At 74.4% G+C, this 16,198-nt stretch carries 17 protein-coding genes; 4 read left to right on the forward strand and 13 right to left on the reverse strand.

The window, feature by feature from the left end; translation table 11 throughout:
• Complete coding sequence (locus ACQEVZ_RS43665; RefSeq protein ID WP_433378930.1) at positions 1-1,470, forward strand: hypothetical protein; 1,470 nt, start codon at positions 1-3, stop codon at positions 1,468-1,470.
• On the opposite strand, the gene ACQEVZ_RS43670 is transcribed toward ACQEVZ_RS43665, so the two are convergent.
• From ACQEVZ_RS43670 to ACQEVZ_RS43690, 5 genes are all read right to left on the reverse strand, one after another.
• Positions 1,471-2,325, reverse strand: a complete 855-nt coding sequence (locus tag ACQEVZ_RS43670) for a formate/nitrite transporter family protein (protein ID WP_344505205.1) — start codon at positions 2,323-2,325, stop codon at positions 1,471-1,473.
• 171 nt (positions 2,326-2,496) lie between these two features.
• Entirely contained in the window at positions 2,497-2,967 is a 471-nt protein-coding gene (locus ACQEVZ_RS43675; protein ID WP_433378934.1) for a hypothetical protein, read from the reverse strand.
• Entirely contained in the window at positions 2,967-3,893 is a 927-nt protein-coding gene (locus ACQEVZ_RS43680; protein WP_433378937.1) for a GIY-YIG nuclease family protein, read from the reverse strand. Before ACQEVZ_RS43680 ends, ACQEVZ_RS43675 begins: the two co-directional genes overlap by 1 nt.
• 31 nt (positions 3,894-3,924) lie before the next feature.
• The gene (locus tag ACQEVZ_RS43685; RefSeq protein WP_344505210.1) at positions 3,925-4,335 is read right to left on the reverse strand and encodes an ATP-binding protein; all 411 of its coding nucleotides are present in this window, start codon (positions 4,333-4,335) and stop codon (positions 3,925-3,927) included.
• 121 nt (positions 4,336-4,456) lie between these two features.
• Positions 4,457-5,608: a hypothetical protein gene (locus ACQEVZ_RS43690; protein WP_433378941.1), complete on the reverse strand. Its 1,152-nt coding sequence runs from the start codon at positions 5,606-5,608 to the stop codon at positions 4,457-4,459.
• A 162-nt stretch (positions 5,609-5,770) separates the two neighbouring features.
• Here ACQEVZ_RS43690 and ACQEVZ_RS43695 point away from each other — a divergent pair, with 162 nt between their 5' ends.
• Positions 5,771-5,926, forward strand: a complete 156-nt coding sequence (locus tag ACQEVZ_RS43695) for a hypothetical protein (RefSeq protein ID WP_433378943.1) — start codon at positions 5,771-5,773, stop codon at positions 5,924-5,926.
• Positions 5,927-5,935: 9 nt separating this feature from the next.
• Positions 5,936-8,989 (forward strand): BTAD domain-containing putative transcriptional regulator, encoded by a 3,054-nt coding sequence (locus tag ACQEVZ_RS43700; RefSeq protein WP_433378946.1) that lies wholly within the window; start codon positions 5,936-5,938, stop codon positions 8,987-8,989.
• A gap of 65 nt (positions 8,990-9,054) precedes the next feature.
• Here the strand turns inward: ACQEVZ_RS43700 and ACQEVZ_RS43705 are convergent, their stop codons facing one another.
• From ACQEVZ_RS43705 to ACQEVZ_RS43725, 5 genes are all read right to left on the reverse strand, one after another.
• Positions 9,055-9,696: an ATP-binding cassette domain-containing protein gene (locus ACQEVZ_RS43705; protein ID WP_433378949.1), complete on the reverse strand. Its 642-nt coding sequence runs from the start codon at positions 9,694-9,696 to the stop codon at positions 9,055-9,057.
• A gap of 3 nt (positions 9,697-9,699) precedes the next feature.
• On the reverse strand, positions 9,700-10,476 hold the full coding sequence (locus tag ACQEVZ_RS43710) for an ABC transporter permease (RefSeq protein WP_433378952.1): 777 nt from the start codon (positions 10,474-10,476) through the stop codon (positions 9,700-9,702).
• Positions 10,476-11,441, reverse strand: coding sequence for an ATP-binding cassette domain-containing protein (locus ACQEVZ_RS43715; RefSeq protein WP_433378955.1), 966 nt, complete (start codon positions 11,439-11,441; stop codon positions 10,476-10,478). Before ACQEVZ_RS43715 ends, ACQEVZ_RS43710 begins: the two co-directional genes overlap by 1 nt.
• Before the next feature lie 33 nt (positions 11,442-11,474).
• The gene (locus ACQEVZ_RS43720) at positions 11,475-12,137 is read right to left on the reverse strand and encodes a DUF4097 family beta strand repeat-containing protein (RefSeq protein WP_433378958.1); all 663 of its coding nucleotides are present in this window, start codon (positions 12,135-12,137) and stop codon (positions 11,475-11,477) included.
• Positions 12,138-12,236: 99 nt separating this feature from the next.
• Positions 12,237-12,464 (reverse strand): hypothetical protein, encoded by a 228-nt coding sequence (locus ACQEVZ_RS43725; protein ID WP_433378961.1) that lies wholly within the window; start codon positions 12,462-12,464, stop codon positions 12,237-12,239.
• Here ACQEVZ_RS43725 and ACQEVZ_RS43730 point away from each other — a divergent pair.
• A complete protein-coding gene (locus ACQEVZ_RS43730; protein ID WP_433378964.1) occupies positions 12,427-13,032 on the forward strand; it encodes a hypothetical protein in 606 nt (201 codons plus the stop codon). The two genes, ACQEVZ_RS43725 and ACQEVZ_RS43730, sit on opposite strands and share 38 nt — an antisense overlap.
• Here ACQEVZ_RS43730 and ACQEVZ_RS43735 read toward each other — a convergent pair.
• The 3 genes from ACQEVZ_RS43735 to ACQEVZ_RS43745 all read right to left on the reverse strand — a co-directional run bounded on the left by ACQEVZ_RS43735 (position 13,002) and on the right by ACQEVZ_RS43745 (position 16,187).
• Entirely contained in the window at positions 13,002-13,826 is an 825-nt protein-coding gene (locus tag ACQEVZ_RS43735) for a hypothetical protein (protein ID WP_433378967.1), read from the reverse strand. The two genes, ACQEVZ_RS43730 and ACQEVZ_RS43735, sit on opposite strands and share 31 nt — an antisense overlap.
• Positions 13,827-14,090: 264 nt before the next feature.
• Positions 14,091-14,768, reverse strand: a complete 678-nt coding sequence (locus ACQEVZ_RS43740) for a GNAT family N-acetyltransferase (protein ID WP_433378970.1) — start codon at positions 14,766-14,768, stop codon at positions 14,091-14,093.
• A gap of 69 nt (positions 14,769-14,837) precedes the next feature.
• Complete coding sequence (locus tag ACQEVZ_RS43745) at positions 14,838-16,187, reverse strand: FAD-binding oxidoreductase (RefSeq protein ID WP_433378973.1); 1,350 nt, start codon at positions 16,185-16,187, stop codon at positions 14,838-14,840.
• Positions 16,188-16,198 lie beyond the last annotated feature (11 nt).

Raw genomic sequence — 16,198 nt, forward strand, 5'->3', positions numbered from 1 at the left:
ATGGTGTTCCGTCGATCGAGCAGGCAGGACCGGGTCCGGCACGCATTGTCCGCCGCGGTGTACGAGGGCGACCGCCGGGCGCGGGAGCGGGTCGAGCGGTGGTGGGCCGCCGGCGGGGACGACCGCGAGAAGGTGTGGCGCGGGGCGTGGTTCCTGCTCAGCGCGGCGTCGTTCCGGTTCGGCAACCACGAGCGGCCGGCGCGGGTCGCCCCGGTGCTGGAGTTCCTGCTCGAGCCGGACCCCACCTCGGCCTACCGGCCGCAGGTCCGGCTGACCGCGTGCCTGCCGCAGACCGCCGCGGACCCGCCGAGCGGCGTGTACCTGGGCGACCCGTATGTCCAGAGCATCGTCGAGGCCGCCGTCGGGTTCCCGCACGAGCGGCTGCGGCAACGGCTGGCGGACCTGCTGGCGGGCACGGACCAGCCCGGACTGCTGGACGCCCTGGAGGTCGCGGTCCGGCCGTACGCGCGGCCGGGCCACCGGTTCATCGGCACCGCGCCGGCCGGGCGGGACGCGCGGCAGGACATGTGGCTCGGCGAGCAGGGTGCGCTGCTGCGCATCGTCCTGGCCAACCCCGAGCTGCCCCGCCCGCCCGCCGACCCCGGCGACGTCGACCTGGCGCTGCTCGCGGTGCTGAAGCAGCGGCCGGACCTGCTGCCCGCGTTCGACCAGGGGGCGCTCGCCGCGCGCCTCGTCGAGTACGCCGGCACCGATCTGCCCGAGGACGCCCTCGACCTGTGCCGCCGCGCGCTGCGCGGGTTCACGTCGCCGAAGGCCGTCGCGGTGGTGTGCGACCAGGCGGTCCTCGGCAACCCCGAGGCGGCCGCCGCGGCCCGCGACGCCGGCTACCGGCCCGCCTGGACGTCCGGCCTGCTGCTGCTCACCCGCCAGTTCGACGCGTACCGCGAGCACGACCCCGACGGGCGGGTCCTGCAGCTGGCGTGCGCCCTCGACAAGCCGGAGATCAGGGAGGACACCGTCGTCGGCCTGGTGCTGGCGCTCCTGGACACCGACCCTCCCGAGGACGTCGCCGCGGCGGTCCGCCGGTCCCTGCGCGACCTCGGCGCCGGGACCGGCGACTCGCTGCAGGACCTCCGCCGCCTGTGGATGCGCCGGGGGGTCCTGGCCCGTGCGGTGAAGCTGGAGCCGGAGGCGGTCGCGGCCGTCGTCGACGCGGGCTACCTGCCCGAGGACGACGAGCGTGCCCTGCTCCCGCTGCTGTTCCTCACCGAGCAGTTCGACCGGTACGACCGGGAGGACCCCGACGGCACGAAGCTGCGCGCCGCCCTGGCCGAGCGGCGCCACCCGTACGAGCACGAGCACTTCCGGACCGTCGCCGAGCGCAACGGGCGCGACGATCCGTGGCCGCCTTACGAGCCGCCCCCGGAGCGCTACCGGTCGGGTGTGCACGTCACCACCTGGCCGAGCAGCATGGGTGGTGGCGGCCACTCGTTCGGCGGGTACCCGTAGCTACTTGACGAGGACCGGCGCCTCCTCGGCCGCCTGCTCGGCGACGGGCGCGCGGCGGGAGGCGCCGGTGCGGGCGTGCGTCGAGTAGACGGTGAGGCCGACGAACGTGATGCCGCCGACGAGGTTGCCGATGACGGTCGGGATCTCGTTCCAGATGAAGTAGTCCGCGATCGAGAAGTCGCCGCCGAGCATCAGCCCGGACGGGAAGAGGAACATGTTGACGATGGAGTGCTCGAAGCCCATGTAGAAGAAGACCAGGATCGGCATCCACATGCCGATGACCTTGCCGGACACGCTGCTGGAGATCATCGCGGCGACGACGCCGGTCGAGACCATCCAGTTGCACAGGACGCCGCGGATGAAGAGGGTGAGCATGCCCGCGGCACCGTGGTCGGCGTAGCCGACCGTCCGGCTCTCACCGATCTTGCCGAGCGCCTGGCCGACGGCGTTCGGCTCGACCGTGAACGCGTAGGTGAAGATCACCGCCATCATCACGGCGACGGTCAGCGCGCCGGCGAAGTTGCCGACGAAGACCAGCCCCCAGTTGCGCAGCACACCGCGTAAGCGCACCCCGGGCCGCTTGTCGATCAGCGCGAGGGGCACCAGCGTGAACACGCCGGTGAGCAGGTCGAAGCCCAGCAGATACAGCAGGCAGAACCCGACCGGGAAGAGCAGGGCCCCGACGATCGGCTGGCCGGTCTGCACGGTGACCGTGACCGCGAACGCGGCGGCGAGGCAGAGGATCGCACCCGCCATGTACGCCCGGATCAGCGTGTCCCGGGTGGACATGAAGACCTTCGCCTCACCGGCGTCGATCATCTTCTTGGCGAGTTCAGGTGGGGTCACATACGACACAGCGTTGCTCCTCCGGGGCGGCTCAGGGATGGATCAGGGGGCGCCGCAGGCTTGATTGCTCGGACGTTTCCGGTGCGGGTCGAGTCTGCGGAGTACCTGTTACCAACATGTTGCGCGCTCGAAAGCCCCGGGTCACGTCGCGCTCACAGACGGCGCACACCCAGTGCGACGTCAGTCCTCCAGCGTCGCCCGGAGCCGGTCGACGGCGCGCGGGATCTCCGCGCGGTGCTTCGCCGCCGTCATCCAGGCCGGCAGCCGCGCGACCAGCGTCAACCCGCCCGTGCCGGGGCCGCGCTCGCGCAGCTTCGCGCCGACGAAGCCGCCGAGAATGTCCAGGTGCCGGCGGTTGAACGCCCACAGGACCCGCCCGCCGCAGCACTCGGCGCGCAACCACAGCGGCCCGCCGAAGAACGGGTCGACCGGGCCGCCCCACACGGAGGTCGCCCCGGCCGGCTCCCACGCGGCGGCGTAGCCGCAGGCGGCGCACGTCAGCCGGCGCGGCCACGACGCAACCCACCGGCTCCCGGTGGGCCGTGCGGCATTCACGGCGCGGCCGCCGCAGCGCGGGCACCCCACCAGGATGTCGTCCGCCGCCAGCTCGTACAGGCTGACCTGCGGATCCTGGAAGCGCGGCCGGTCCATCAGCGGGCGTGCGCGACGGCCAGCCGGCTCGCCAGCTCGGCGCTGCGGGCCGCGAACGGCGCCCAGGCCTGCGGCGTCCGCTCCAGGAACCGCCGCGCGTTGGCCTCCCGGCAGTCGCGCTGCGTCCAGGTGCACAGCCGGCCGCCCTTGACGTGGAAGCGGACCAGGAGGTCGTCGGCCCAGCCGTACACCTCACAGTCGGCGGCGCCGTCGACCGTCACCTTCTGCTCCGCGACGAGCCAGTCGATCGCCTCGAGCTCCTCCTGTACACGCTGTGCGACCTCGAACGCGAGACCCTCCGACGCCCGGTCCCGCTGCCGCGTGAGCAGCTCCCGCACCGCGTCGATCGCGGCCCGCTCCCGCCGCAGCACCCCGGCCGTGGTGGCGACGAGGGTGTCGCGGTCGGCGGCGTCGACCCCGCGGATGCGGGCCATGTCGCGCTCCGAGCCGGTGAGCCGGTCGCCGGTGTACCCGAGCGGCAGCACCCGGCCCAGCCCGTTGAGCGCCAGCCGCGCCTTCGTCCCGCCCAGGTACGGGCCGAACACGTCCTGCACATCGGGTGTGAAGGGTCCGTAGTCGACGACGAGCCGCGGCACCCCGCCGCGGTGGTCGAGGCGCAGGTAGATCGGCACCTCCAGGCCGCCGCGGATCCGGTTCCAGCGCGGCTTCGAGCGCTCCAGCAGGTTGCGCTCCAGCCAGGCCGCCTCGTGCACCGAGTCGCACACGACCGCCTCGACCCGCACGATCTGCGTCACCATCCGCTTGAGGTGCCGCCTGCCGCGCAGGTCCGACCAGTACGAGCCGACCCGCTGCCGCAGGTCGGTGGCGCGCCCGATGTACAGGACCTTGCCGCTCTCGTCGCGGAACCGGTACACACCGGGCGTCTTCGGCAGGCTCGCCACCGCCGCCCGCACCGCCGTCGTCACGCCCGGCATCCTACGGTCCCCAGCTGGGCGGTCACCGCCAGGTGAGCTGCTTGGTGAAGCGCAGCAGCGTCCCGGTCCCGTCGACCGACACGACGTCGAGCCCGTCCACCACGGCCGCGACCAGCTGCAGCCCCCGCCCCGAGTCCGACCACAGGTCGCCGGGCCGCACGCCGGCCGGGTCGAAGCCGCCGCCGTCGTCCGTCACCTCGATCACGCAGCGGTCGCCGTCCACGCTGACATCGACGTGGTACGTCGTGGCGAGGCCGGCGTGCTCGATGACGTTGGTGCACGCCTCGGTCAGCGCCAGCCGGATGTCGTCGCGGCAATCCTGCTCGACACCCGCCCCGGCCAGGGCACCGTCCAGCATGCGGCGGGTCTGCCCCACCCGTGCCGACTCCCGCGGCAGATCCAGCGACATCTGCAGATGCACCGCGTCGGTCATGAGCTCGCTCCCGCCTCGTCCGGATGCCGCACGGGGTACCCCATGAACGCCCACCCGTAACGGCCAACGATCGCGACGGCCGGTTCGTCGCCGGGTCGGGGGCGGAAAAAGCCTGCTGCGGTCAGGGCAGCCAGGCCATGACCCGGGCGGAGGCGTCCAGGCCGTCCGCCGGGACCAGCTTCGCGGTCCGGGCGGCGAGATCCACGATGACGATCTGCTTGTCGACGACCGCGGCGAGCACCTCGGCGTCCTTCACCGGCTGCCAGGTCTGCGGGTCGTCGTACAGGCGGACGTCGATGCCGCCGTCGGGCAGGGTGACGGTCGGCTCGGCGCCGATCGCCCGCGTCGCGGGGTCGATGGACTGGAACGTGCGCTTCTCCATGGTGTACAGCAGCGGACGGCAGCTGCCGGGGACGAAGAGCACGCTGTGGGTGCCGCCGGTGGCGCCGGCGAGCGCGATGTCGGAGCCGGTGAAGGTGCCGGCCTTGCTCAGCTCGGCGTCGCCGGTGCGCTCCCGCAGGTGCAGCGCGTCCTTGGTGGAGCCGGCCGTGGCCGCGACCCGCTTGCCGCACTCGGCGGTGGGGTGCCACATGCTCGGCGAGTCCACCAGCTTCGGGGTCTTGCCGCCGAGCACCGCGACCGTCGTGGTGTCGGCCTTGATGACGGGCGCCGTGGCGGTGATGTCGACCGAGATGCTGTCCGGGAGGCTCTTGCGCCGGTCGAACTTCAGGTGCGTGTCGTCCAGCCACTCGCCGCAGTCCAGCTCGGTCGTGGCCGTCACCGTCGTCGCGCCCAGCGTGTACTTCGCCGACTTGACCTTGTCGACGACGGTCACCTTGCCGGCGAAGTCGGCGACGACGAGCTCCTCGCCGCGCAGGTACGAGACCCGCTTGCTGTCCGGCGAGGTGCGCAGGCACAGCTTGTTGGTCGACGCGTCCCCGGCGACCTTGCGCTCGCTGCCGTCGGCGATGGTGCGGGCGGTCACGACCTTGCCGCTGCGGTAGACGAACGTCTTGTGGTCGGCGGTGACCTCGTATTCGAAGTCGGAGGAGCGCGGCACGTCGAAGGGCGCGATCGACAGGTGCCCGTCGGCCTCCTGGGTGAGCAGCTTCAGCCCGCCGGTCGTCGTGACGAGCAGCTTGCCCGCGACCTTCGGCGGCGGCTGCGGCGACGGCGAGGACGACGCGCCCTGCGACGCCTTCGAGCCCCCGCCCGAACCACAGCCCGCCAGGCCGATCACCACCGCTGCGAGCACCACGAACTGACGGCGCATGCCGTGCCCTCCCCCCGTCGGACGCCTTTTGTAACACATCGCCACCTCGCCGACCGCCCCGTCGTGACGGGCGGCACTCCGCCGGCGGCGCGCGGGCCTGCGGTCACCCGCCGGGCGCGGGCATGCGGCAGGATCGTCCGTCATGGACGCGTTCGTCATGCCGTGGAAGGCGTCCGCCGCGACGGCGTCGAGACCTGCGCCGCGAAGATCGTGTATGTCACCGTCGCCCCCGACGGCTCCGGCAAACGCCCCGTGCCCGCCGCGCTGCGGAGCGTGCTGTGCGCACCTCACGGCATCGACGAGGCGCGGTCTGGTTAGCTTTGCGCCGTGCGAATTGCCGTCCTTGGCCCACTTGAGGTCCATACGCAGACCGGGGCGCCGGTGGAGATCGCCGGGGTGCGGCTGCGGATGCTGCTCGCCCGGCTGGCGCTCGAGGCGGGCCGGCCGGTGTCGGCGGAGCTGCTGATCGACGACCTGTGGGGCGAGGACGCGCCGGCCGGGGCGGCGGCCGCGCTGCAGGGGCTCGTGTCCCGGCTGCGGCGCGCGCTGGGCGACGCCGGCGGCGTGGAGCTCGTCGCCGGCGGATACCGGCTGACGGTGCGGCGGGAGGACGTCGACGCGCACCGGTTCGAGGACCTCGCCGCGCAGGGCCGGCGGGAAGCGCCCGCGCAGGCGGCCGTCACCCTCGACGCGGCGCTCGGCCTGTGGCGGGGCGCGGCGCTGACGGACCTGCAGGACGCGCCGTTCGCGCGGACCGTCGCCGCCGGGCTGCACGAGCGCCGGCGGGACGTCGCCACGGACCTGTTCGAGGCGGAGCTGGAGCTGGGCCGGCCCGCCGAGGTGCTGCCGCGGCTGGGCGCCCTGGCCGCCGAGCACCCGCTGAGCGAGCGCCTCGCCGGACTGCGGATGCAGGCCCTGGCCGCGACCGGCCGCCAGAGCGACGCCCTCGCCGTGTACGAGGAGATCCGCGGACGGCTCGGCGACGAGCTCGGCGTCGACCCGGGCGCCGCGCTGAAGGAGCTGCACCTGGCGCTGCTGCGCGGCGAGATGGAGCAGCCGGCCAAGCGGGCCGAGACGGTCGCGCCGAGCCGGCTGCCGGCGCAGCTCACCAGCTTCGTCGGCCGGGACGCGGAGCTGGCGCAGCTCGCCGCGCTCCTGGACGCCAACCGGCTCGTCACCGTCGTCGGTCCCGGCGGCGCCGGCAAGACGCGGCTGGTGCTGGAGGCCGCGAGGGGCGGACGAGCTCGGGTGTGGTTCGTGTCGCTCGCCGCGGTCAGCGACCCCGACCACCTCGCCGACGCCGTCGTCGCCGCCCTCAACGCCTCAGACGGCCGGCTCTACGAGGGCGGCCACACCACCCTGGACCGGGTCGTGGAGCTGCTCGACGTCGGCGACGCCGTGATGCTGCTGGACAACTGCGAGCACCTCGTCGACGCCGCCGCCGAGCTCGTCGACCACCTCCTGGCCCGGCTGCCGCGGCTGCGGATCCTCGCCACCAGCCGCGAGCCCCTCGCCATCACCGGTGAGGCGCTGTGCCACCTCGGGCCCCTCGACGTGCCCCGCGACTCGGTGGAGCCCGAGGAGGCCGCCCGGGCGGCGGCGGTGCGGCTCTTCGTGGACCGCGCGGCCACGGTGCGGCCCGGGTTCGCGCTCGACGAGTCGACGGTCGACCACGTGGTGGAGATCTGCTGGCGGCTCGACGGGATGCCGCTCGCGCTGGAGCTCGCCGCCGCGAAGCTGCGGTCGATGAGCGTGGACCAGATCGCCCGGCGGCTCGACGACCGGTTCCGCCTGCTCAGCTCCGGCAGCCGGTCCGCGCTCCCCCGCCAGCGCACCCTCCTCGCCGTCGTCGAATGGAGCTGGGACCTGCTCGAGGAGCCGGAGCGGGTCCTCGCCCGCCGGCTGGCGACCTTCCCCGGCGGCGCGACCACGGCGGCCCTGGAAGCGGTCTGCGCCGACGGTACGCTGCCCGCCCGCGACATCTTCTACGTGCTCGACGCGCTGGTGGAGAAGTCGATCGCCGGACGGTCCGGCGACCGGTACCGGATGCTGGAGACGGTCCGCGCGTACGCGCTGACCCGCCAGGAGGGCGACGACATCGGCGAGCGGTTCTGCCGCTACTACCGGGACCTCGCCGAGGAGCACGACCCGCTGCTGCGCACCCGGGACCAGCTCGCGGCGATCGCGGTCTTCGACGCCGAGCACGACAACCTCGCGCACGCGCTACGGCTGGCCGTGGACGCCGGCGACACGGCGACGGCCGAGCGGTTCGTCGGCGCGATGTTCTGGTACTGGGGCATGAGCGGCATGACGGCCCAGTTCGAGACGTACCTGCGCTACGGCGGCGCGCTGCCGCAGCAGGCCCGGACGGCGTTCGGGGTGGTGCGGGCCAGCATGGACGTCGACTCGGCCGGCGCCCGCGAGTTCCACCCCGCGCGGCCGCTGATGCGCATGACGCAGCTGGCGCACACCACCGAGGAGTCCGACCTGCTCGAGGCGCTGGACTCGCCCGACCCGTGGATCCGGGCGAGCGCGCACTGGGCGAAGGACTTCCTGCTCACCGAGGAGGGCGACCTGCGCTCCGGCGCCGCGTCCCGGCGGGCCGCCCTCGAAGGGTTCGAGGCGGTCGGCGACCGGTGGGGGCTCGTGCTGAGCCTGCTGCCGCTGGGCCGCGACCACTCGCTGCGGCGCGAGCACGGCCCGGCGATCGCCGCGTTCGAGCGGGCCGTCGTGCTCAGCTCCGAGCTCGGCGTCGAGGACTACCTGTACCTGAGCCGGGCGCGGCTGGCCCGGGAACGCCGGCGCAGCGGGGACATCGACGGCGCGCTGCGCGACATCAGGGCCGCGCAGCGCCGGGCCCGCGAGCGCGGCCACCGCCGGATGGAGGTCAACATCCTGGTCGGCCTCGCCAACGTGCACCGCCTCGCCGGCGACCTCGCGCAGGCCGACCGGACCCTCGACGAGCTGGAGGCGCTGGTGCGGCGCGGCGCCATCCCCGAGCCACTGGCCCGCGACCTCATCGTCAGCACCCGGTTGGAGAACCGTCTCGCCGAGGGGGACGTGACGCCGGCCGCGGCGCTGCTGCCCGAGGCGGTCGCGTCGCTCGTCGCGCAGGGCTACAGCGCCGGTCTGGCGTGGGCGGCCGAGCTGCTCGCCGGGCTCCTCGCGCTGCGGGACCGCCCCGGGGACGCTGCCGCGGCGCTCGGCATGAGCGAGGCGATCCGCGGCGAGTTCGACCACGGCGAGCCCGAGCTGCGCGCCCTCGCCGACCGGCTGACCGCCCGGCTCGGCGACGAGGGCTACGCCGAGGCGTTCCGGCGCGGCGCCGGCACGCCGCGACCCGACGCGATCGCCCGGGTCGTCGCCCTCGCCACCGGCTGAAACACCGCCTGAAACACCGGCCGAAACACCGGCCGAAACACCGGCTATCCGGCGGTCGCGGGAGGTCATTCCGGCGACCCGGTGAGCGCGGCGAGGACCTCGTCGAGGGTGGGCCGGCGCAGGCCCAGCTCGTCGGCGGTGACGCCGGCCGCGTCCAGCCGCCGCACCAGCGCCGACAGCAGCATCGGGTCGGTGGCCGGCACGGTGAGCAGGCCGCCGGCGTCGCGGGCCGGGACGGCGCCGGTCAGCTCGGTGAGGATCCGGGTGATCGCGTCCGTGTCTGCGGGCACCGACGGGTGGACGTGCAGGATCTGGCCGCCGACGCGCCGCCGCAGCTCCCCCGGCCGGCCTTCCGCGAGCACGCGGCCCCGGTCCAGGACCACGATCCGGTCGGCGCACCGCTCGGCCTGCGCGGGGTCCCGCGTCGTGAACAGCACCGTGCCGGCCCGGTCCAGGTCATCGGCGGGGTCATCGGCGGGGTCGTCGGCGGGCTCGTCGAGCAGCCGGACCGGCGTGGCCGTCTTCGTCCAGCCGGCGTCAGGTCGTACCGACGCCGCCAGCACTGCCAGGAGGGTCGTCTTGCCCGCCCCGGCGGGGCCGAGGACGGCGGTGACCTGTCCGGCGGTGACCCGCAGGTCCACCCCGTCCAGCGCCACCGCGTCCCCGAACCGTTTGACCAGACCGCCGGCCTCGATCGCGTACCGCATCGCTTACTGCGCGTCGCCGTTGAACTTCGAGGTCGACCAGAAGTAGCCGAGCACCGCGAGCCCGGCGCACCAGCCGACCGCCAGCCACCCGTTGTAGCCGATGCCGGTGCCGAGCAGCAGGCCGCGGAGGGTCTCGATGGCCGGCGTGAACGGCTGGTACTTCGCGATCGGCTGGAACCAGCCGGGCATGGCGTGGATCGGCACGAACGCGCTGGACAGCAGCGGCAGCAGGATCAGCGGCAGCGCGTTGTTGCTGGCCGCCTCGGCGCTCGGGCTGATCAGGCCCATCCCGACCGCGATCCAGGTGACCGCCAGGGCGAAGAGCACCAGCAGCCCGAACGCGGCCAGCCACTCCAGGACCGAGGCGTCCGTGGACCGGAAGCCGATCGCCACGCCGACGGCACCGACGAGCACCACGCTCGCCACCGACTGCAGGACGCTGCTGATGACGTGGCCGATGAGGACGGCGCCGCGGTGGATCGCCATCGTGCGGAAGCGGGCGATGATGCCCTCGGTCATGTCGTTGGAGACGGAGACCGCGGTGCCGATGACGGTGCTGCCGATGGTCATCAGCAGCAGGCCGGGCAGCAGGTAGGCGATGTACTCCGAGCGGCCGCCGCCGATGCCGGCGCCCATGACGTCGCCGAAGATGTACACGAACAGCAACAGCAGCATGATCGGGGTGAGCAGCAGGTTCAGGGTCAGCGACGGGTAGCGGCGCGCGTGCAGCAGGTTGCGGCGCAGCATCGTGCCGGAGTCCCGGACGGCGAAGGCGTTCATCACACAGTCTCCTTGTTGGTGGTGTGGGCGCTGGTGCGGGCGTCGCCGGTCAGGGCGAAGAACACGTCGTCGAGGTCGGGCGTGTGGACGGTCAGCTCGTCGGCCTCGACGTCGGCGGCGTCGAGCCGGTCGAGGATGGACCGGAGGTCCCGCTGGCTGCCGTCGCTCGCGATCTGCAGCGCGAGGGACTCGTCGTCGCGGGCGGCGTCGAGCAGCGCCAGGCCCGCCGCCTGGTAGGCGACCGGGTCGGTGAAGCGGAGCCGGACGTGCCCGCCGGGGACGAGCCGCTTCAGCTCGTCGGCGGTGCCCTCGGCGACGATCTTCCCGCCGTGCAGCACCGCGATCCGGTCGGCGAGCTGGTCGGCCTCCTCCAGGTACTGGGTGGTGAGGAAGACGGTGGCGCCGTCGCCGACGAGCTCCCGGATGATCTGCCACATGTTGTGCCGGCTGCGCGGGTCGAGGCCGGTGGTGGGCTCGTCGAGGAAGATGACCCGAGGGTGGCCGACCAGGGTCATGGCGAGGTCGAGGCGGCGCTTCATGCCGCCGGAGTAGGTGGAGGCGGGCTTCTGCGCCGCGTCGGTGAGCGCGAACCGCTCCAGCAGCTGCGCGGCGGTCCGGCGGCCGTCGCGCTTGGACAGGTGGTGCAGGTCCGCCATGAGCAGCATGTTCTCCTCGCCGGTGATCAGAGCGTCGACGGCGGAGAACTGGCCGGTGACGCCGATCGCGGCGCGCACGGCCTGCGGGTCGGCGGCGAGGTCGTGTCCGCCGATCCGGATGCCGCCGGAGCCCGGGCCGGGCGAGACGAGCGTGGAGAGGATCTTGACGGCGGTGGTCTTGCCGGCGCCGTTCGGTCCGAGCAGGGAGAAGATCGTGCCGGCGGGGACCTCGAGGTCGACGCCGCCGAGCACGAGCTTGTCGCCGTAGGACTTGCGCAGTCCGTGCGCCGCGATGGCCAGGTTCGTCATGGTGGTGGCTCCTTCTACAGGCTGTGGACGCCTCTACAGGCTGTGGGCGGCGATGTCGCCGGTGGCGGTGGTGGCGCGGATGGTCAGGTCGGCGGTGCCGGTGTTCCTCAGCGCGTTGTGGATGCGGCCGTGGCTGGTGCCGGCGTCCAGGGCGGCGGACACGCCCGGCGCGGCGCCGACCGTCACGTCGCCGGCCTGGGTGCGCAGCACGACCTCGCCGCGGACGGCCTCGGTGATGCGGATGTCGCCCTTGGCGGTGCTGATCTGTGCGGGGCCGTTGAGGCGGCCGACGCTGACGTCGCCGGCGAGCGTGGTGAGCCGGACGCTGCCGACCTCCTCGAGGTCGACCGCGCCGTGCGCGCCGTCGTAGGCGACGTCGCCGAACCGGCCGGCGGCCCGCAGGTCGGCGCTGGCCGCCTTCACCTCGAGCCGGGACCCGGCCGGCAGCTGGACGGTCACGTCGACGGAGCCGGACGCCCCGAGGATCTGGTGCCCGGCGTCGGCCTCGATCCGCAGGACGCCGTCGGCGTACTCGACGGTCGTCCGCTCGGCGATCTTGACGTCGCGGCCCTTGGCGGCGTCGGCCGGCAGCACCTCGACGGTCGTGTCGGCGCGGTCGCCGGCGATGAACCGCACGCGGCCGGCGGGGATGTCGAGGACGGCGGAGATGGGGGCGGGGGTGTCGAACGTCTGCATGGTGGGCTCGCTTCCCTGGTCCGTGTGCCCGCCGTTCTGGCGTGCACAAGGACCATCGCGAGCCCCGCTGACAGCGCACTGACAGCGCGCAGATCCCGGCTACCTCGGCCAGCGGTCCAGCTCGGCCAGGAGGCCGTCCACCTGCGGATACGGCGCGTCAGCGATGTCAGCGGGCGACTCGCCGTCGCGGGTGCGGCGCCCGGACTCGCTGATGAGGATCTGGAAGACGCCGGCGAGGGCGATCCCCTGCAGGCGGGCGACCTCCGGCGCGACGCCGGAGGTCTCGGCGATGGCGGCGGCGAGCGCGGTGGCCTGCCGGTCGCTCATCTCCAGGGCGAGCCGGTGCGCAGCCGGGCTGATCGCCGGCGGGCTGTTCGTCGACCCGTTCGTGCGGCGGGCCGGCCTCGAGCGGGCCGCCTGGATCAGCGCCACCTCGGTCGTGGCCGGGCTCGCCGTCTTCACCCTCCTGCACGGCGCCGGCTACGTGTTCGTCGCCGCCGCGCTGGTACTGGTCGCCGCGGGCCTGCGCGTCGCCGGCGTCGTCGCCGGCGTGAACGTGCTGCGCGGCCTGCCGCCGGAGCGCACCACGATCGGGGTGGCCCTCACCGACACCGCCACCGAGGTGACCTCCGGCGCGGGCATCGCTGTCACCTGCACGATCCTCGCCGCCCTCTTCACCGGCACCATCACCGCCCCGCACTGGAGCGCCGCGCAGACCGCCCAGTTCGACGGGGCGGTCACCGTCGCCGGCCTGACGCTGACGACGGCCGCCGCCGCCCTCGTCGGCTGGGCCCTCCTGCGCACCCGCCGCGCCGCCACACCCTCAGCACCGCCCCGCTCCGCCGGTGCCAGCGGGCAGCCTGCTCACGCCAGCGGGCCGTCGCGGAACGGGTAGCTCTCCGGGTACAGCCGCTTCAGCCGCCGCGTCGCGATCCAGGCGACGACCGTGATCGACAGCGGCCCGCCGAGCACCGTGACCAGCCAGACCGGGTGCGGCATCCCCACCGGCTGCGCCCCGCGCACGGCCAGCACACCGAAGATCCAGGCGGTGATCGTCGAGGTGATCGGCGCCAGCAGCGGATGCCCGTCGTCGGCGCGGAAGAGGCCGGTGACGACCAGCCAGATCGACTTGAAGAACCAGATCACCGGCAGGATCAGGATCAGGAAGTTCACGATGCCGGGCAGGCGGGCGTCCAGCCAGGGGAACGCGACGCTGAAGCTCCAGAAGTAGGCCACGAAGACCACCACCGTGCCGATCGGCCACAGCAGCTGGCGGGCGGTGGCGAGCCGGGCGCCCCTCCGCGCGGCCACGACGAGGGCCAGGCTCACCACCACGGACACCCCGATGCCCGCCACGGCGGTCAGGATCGTGGACAGCGCGATCTCGCCGAGCCGGTCCTCGGCGGCGGCGAACGTGTAGACGCGGCCGTTGACGACGGCGTTGGAGGCCTCGGGCTTGGCCTGTCCCGGCTGGTACGGCGCGCTCACGACCCGGCCGAAGCCCTGGTAGACGATCGCGACGACGACGAGGGTCGCGAGGCCCAGCAGCGAGCGCAGCCGGTTCAGCCCGCCGATCGCCTCGTCGAGCCCGCCGAGGTACAGGCCGCGGGGCTGGAAGAAGAAGTTGGGCACCCGCCAGATGCTGAAGCTGTCCGTGCCGTTCCTGACGCTTCCCGGTGAACCCGACATCGCCGTCTCCCGTCCGCTGGTGAGCCGAGCGTGGCACGGCGGTTGCGGACGGTCATCGGGCGACGGGCCACCACCCGGCGCCCGCCCGGCTCGGGCGCCCCGCCCCATCGCTCGGGCGGCCCGCCCCCACGGCTCGCCGGCGCGGCCGACCGGCGCGCGCCGCCCACCGCGACGGCGGTGGATGTCTGGAACATCGCGACCGGGCGATGCCGCACCGGCGGATGCCCGTCCCGCCGCCGCGGGGGTACACGGCGCGGTACACGCTCAGGGCACGCGGTAGCCGTGGAACCGGACGGGCCGGCGGACCACGAAGCCGAGCCGTTCGTACACCCGGATCGCGCCGGTGTTGCTCGACGCGACGTGCAGGAACGGGCGCTCGCCACGGCCGGTGATCCGGCCGATGGCCGCCCTCGTCACGCGCGCGGCGAGGCCACGGCCGCGGGCGCTCGGGGCGGTGCACACGGCGCTGATCTCGGTCCACCCCGGCGGCCGGAGCCGCTCGCCGGCCATGGCGACCAGCGCGCCGTCCTCGCGCACGCCGTGAAACGCCCCGAGCTCGGCGGTCCGCGCCCAGAACGGCCCGGGCCGCGCCTGCTCGGTGAGCGCCAGCATCTCCTCGACGTCGCCCGGGCCGAGCTCCACCACCCCATCGGCGGGAGCTTCCGGCTCCGCCCGGTCGAGGACCATCTGGAACCCGTCCAGCTCGAACACCGGCTCCCACGACGCCGGCGGCGTGACGTCGGCGCTGAACAGGTCGGCGAACCCGCCGCTGCCCAGCAGCCGCGCCAGGTCGTCCCAGTCGGCCGCCGTCGGCCGCACGGGCACCGCCACGAACGTCGAGACGCCCTCCTGGTACGTCGCGGCGTCGCCCACCCGCCGGGCCAGGTGCGCGTGCGCGCCGCGCAGCGACTGCCCCACCGGATCGTCGAGTACTTCCACCATGTCGCCCCCTCGTCGTGGACGATCATCCTGTCAGGCCCGCGATCCACGGTGAGCACCCGGCACCGTGATCTACAGGGTCCCGAAGCACCCGTCCGGGTCGTACGCCGCCTTGACGGCCCGCAGCCGGGGCAGGTTGGCGCCGAAGTACGCCTCGGCGGCGTCGGGCAGGTCCGGGTCGGGGAAGTTCTGATACACGCCACCGGACCGCCACGGCGCGGGCAGCCGGTAGGAGCCGTCCAGCCACCGCAGCGCCTCGGGTGCGTCGCCCGGGTCGGCGGTGGCGACGTGGTGCAGCAGGAACCGTTCGGCGCGGTGGACGAACGCGGTGGCGTGCGGCGCGACGCGGTTGTAGGCGCCGCCCATCGGCATGAGGTCCAGGGTCCGCGACTGTCCCGGGCGGCGGCCCTCCGTCAGCTGCCGGAGCAGCGCGTCGACCGCCGCGCCGGGCAGCGGGCGGGCGAAGAAGCCCGACCTGCTGAACGTGTGCCGGCCGGTGTGGTCCGCGCCGGCGGCCAGCAGCCGCTTCGTCTCGCGGTGCGACGCCGCCCGCCGCTCGTCGGACGCGGGCGCGGCGCCGACCAGCGCGACGCACTCGTCGAGGACGGCGTCCGCCGCGGCCGGCGGGCCCGCCATCGTGCCCACCACCGACGCGGCGGGTGGCAGGGCGGGGTCCGCGGGCACGGTGAGGTGCAGGCTGGCGGCGAGCTCGTCGGGTGCCGACGGCGCCCACGCCTGCCACGCCCGCACGACGGCGGCCGCGTGACGCAGCGGCCAGGTCAGCCGGAAGCCGAGCATCGGCGGTGCGGGCACCGTGGCGAACGTCAGCGCGGTGACGGCGCCGAACCGGCCGGTCCCGCCGCGCAGCGCCCAGAACAGGTCGGCGTGGGTGCGCTCGTCGCAGGTGACGACCCGGCCGTCGGCGAGGACCACCTCCGCGGCGCGCAGCCGGTCGCAGGTGAGGCCGTGCAGGCGGCCGAGGACGCCGAGCCCGCCGCCGAGGGTCAGGCCGGCGATGCCGACGCCCGGGCCGCAGCCGGCCGGGATCGTCTGGCCGGTCCCGTCGAGCGCGTCGTACACGCCGGCGAGGGTCGCCCCCGCGCCGACGCGGACCGTGCCGTCGCCCACCGCCACCGCGCGCATCGGCGCCAGGTCGATGACCACGCCGGTGGTGGTGGAGCGGCCCGCGAAGTCGTGCCCGCCGCCGCGCAGGACGGCGGGCAGTCCCTCCTCCCGGACGAACGCGACCGTCGCGGCGACGGCCGCCGGCGTGCCGCACCGCACCACCGCGAGGGGCCGCACGTGGTGGAACCGTGGGTCGGCCGGCCGCCGCAGCGTCTCGAACCGAGCGGACCCCGGCAGCGCCACCTCGTCCGCGTCCCGGGCGAGCGCCGCCCAGCCGGCCGCCGTCGTCTGCGTCATGGCCGCGACGG

The organism is Dactylosporangium sp. CA-152071, assembly GCF_050936335.1.
Lineage (GTDB): Bacteria > Actinomycetota > Actinomycetes > Mycobacteriales > Micromonosporaceae > Dactylosporangium > Dactylosporangium maewongense.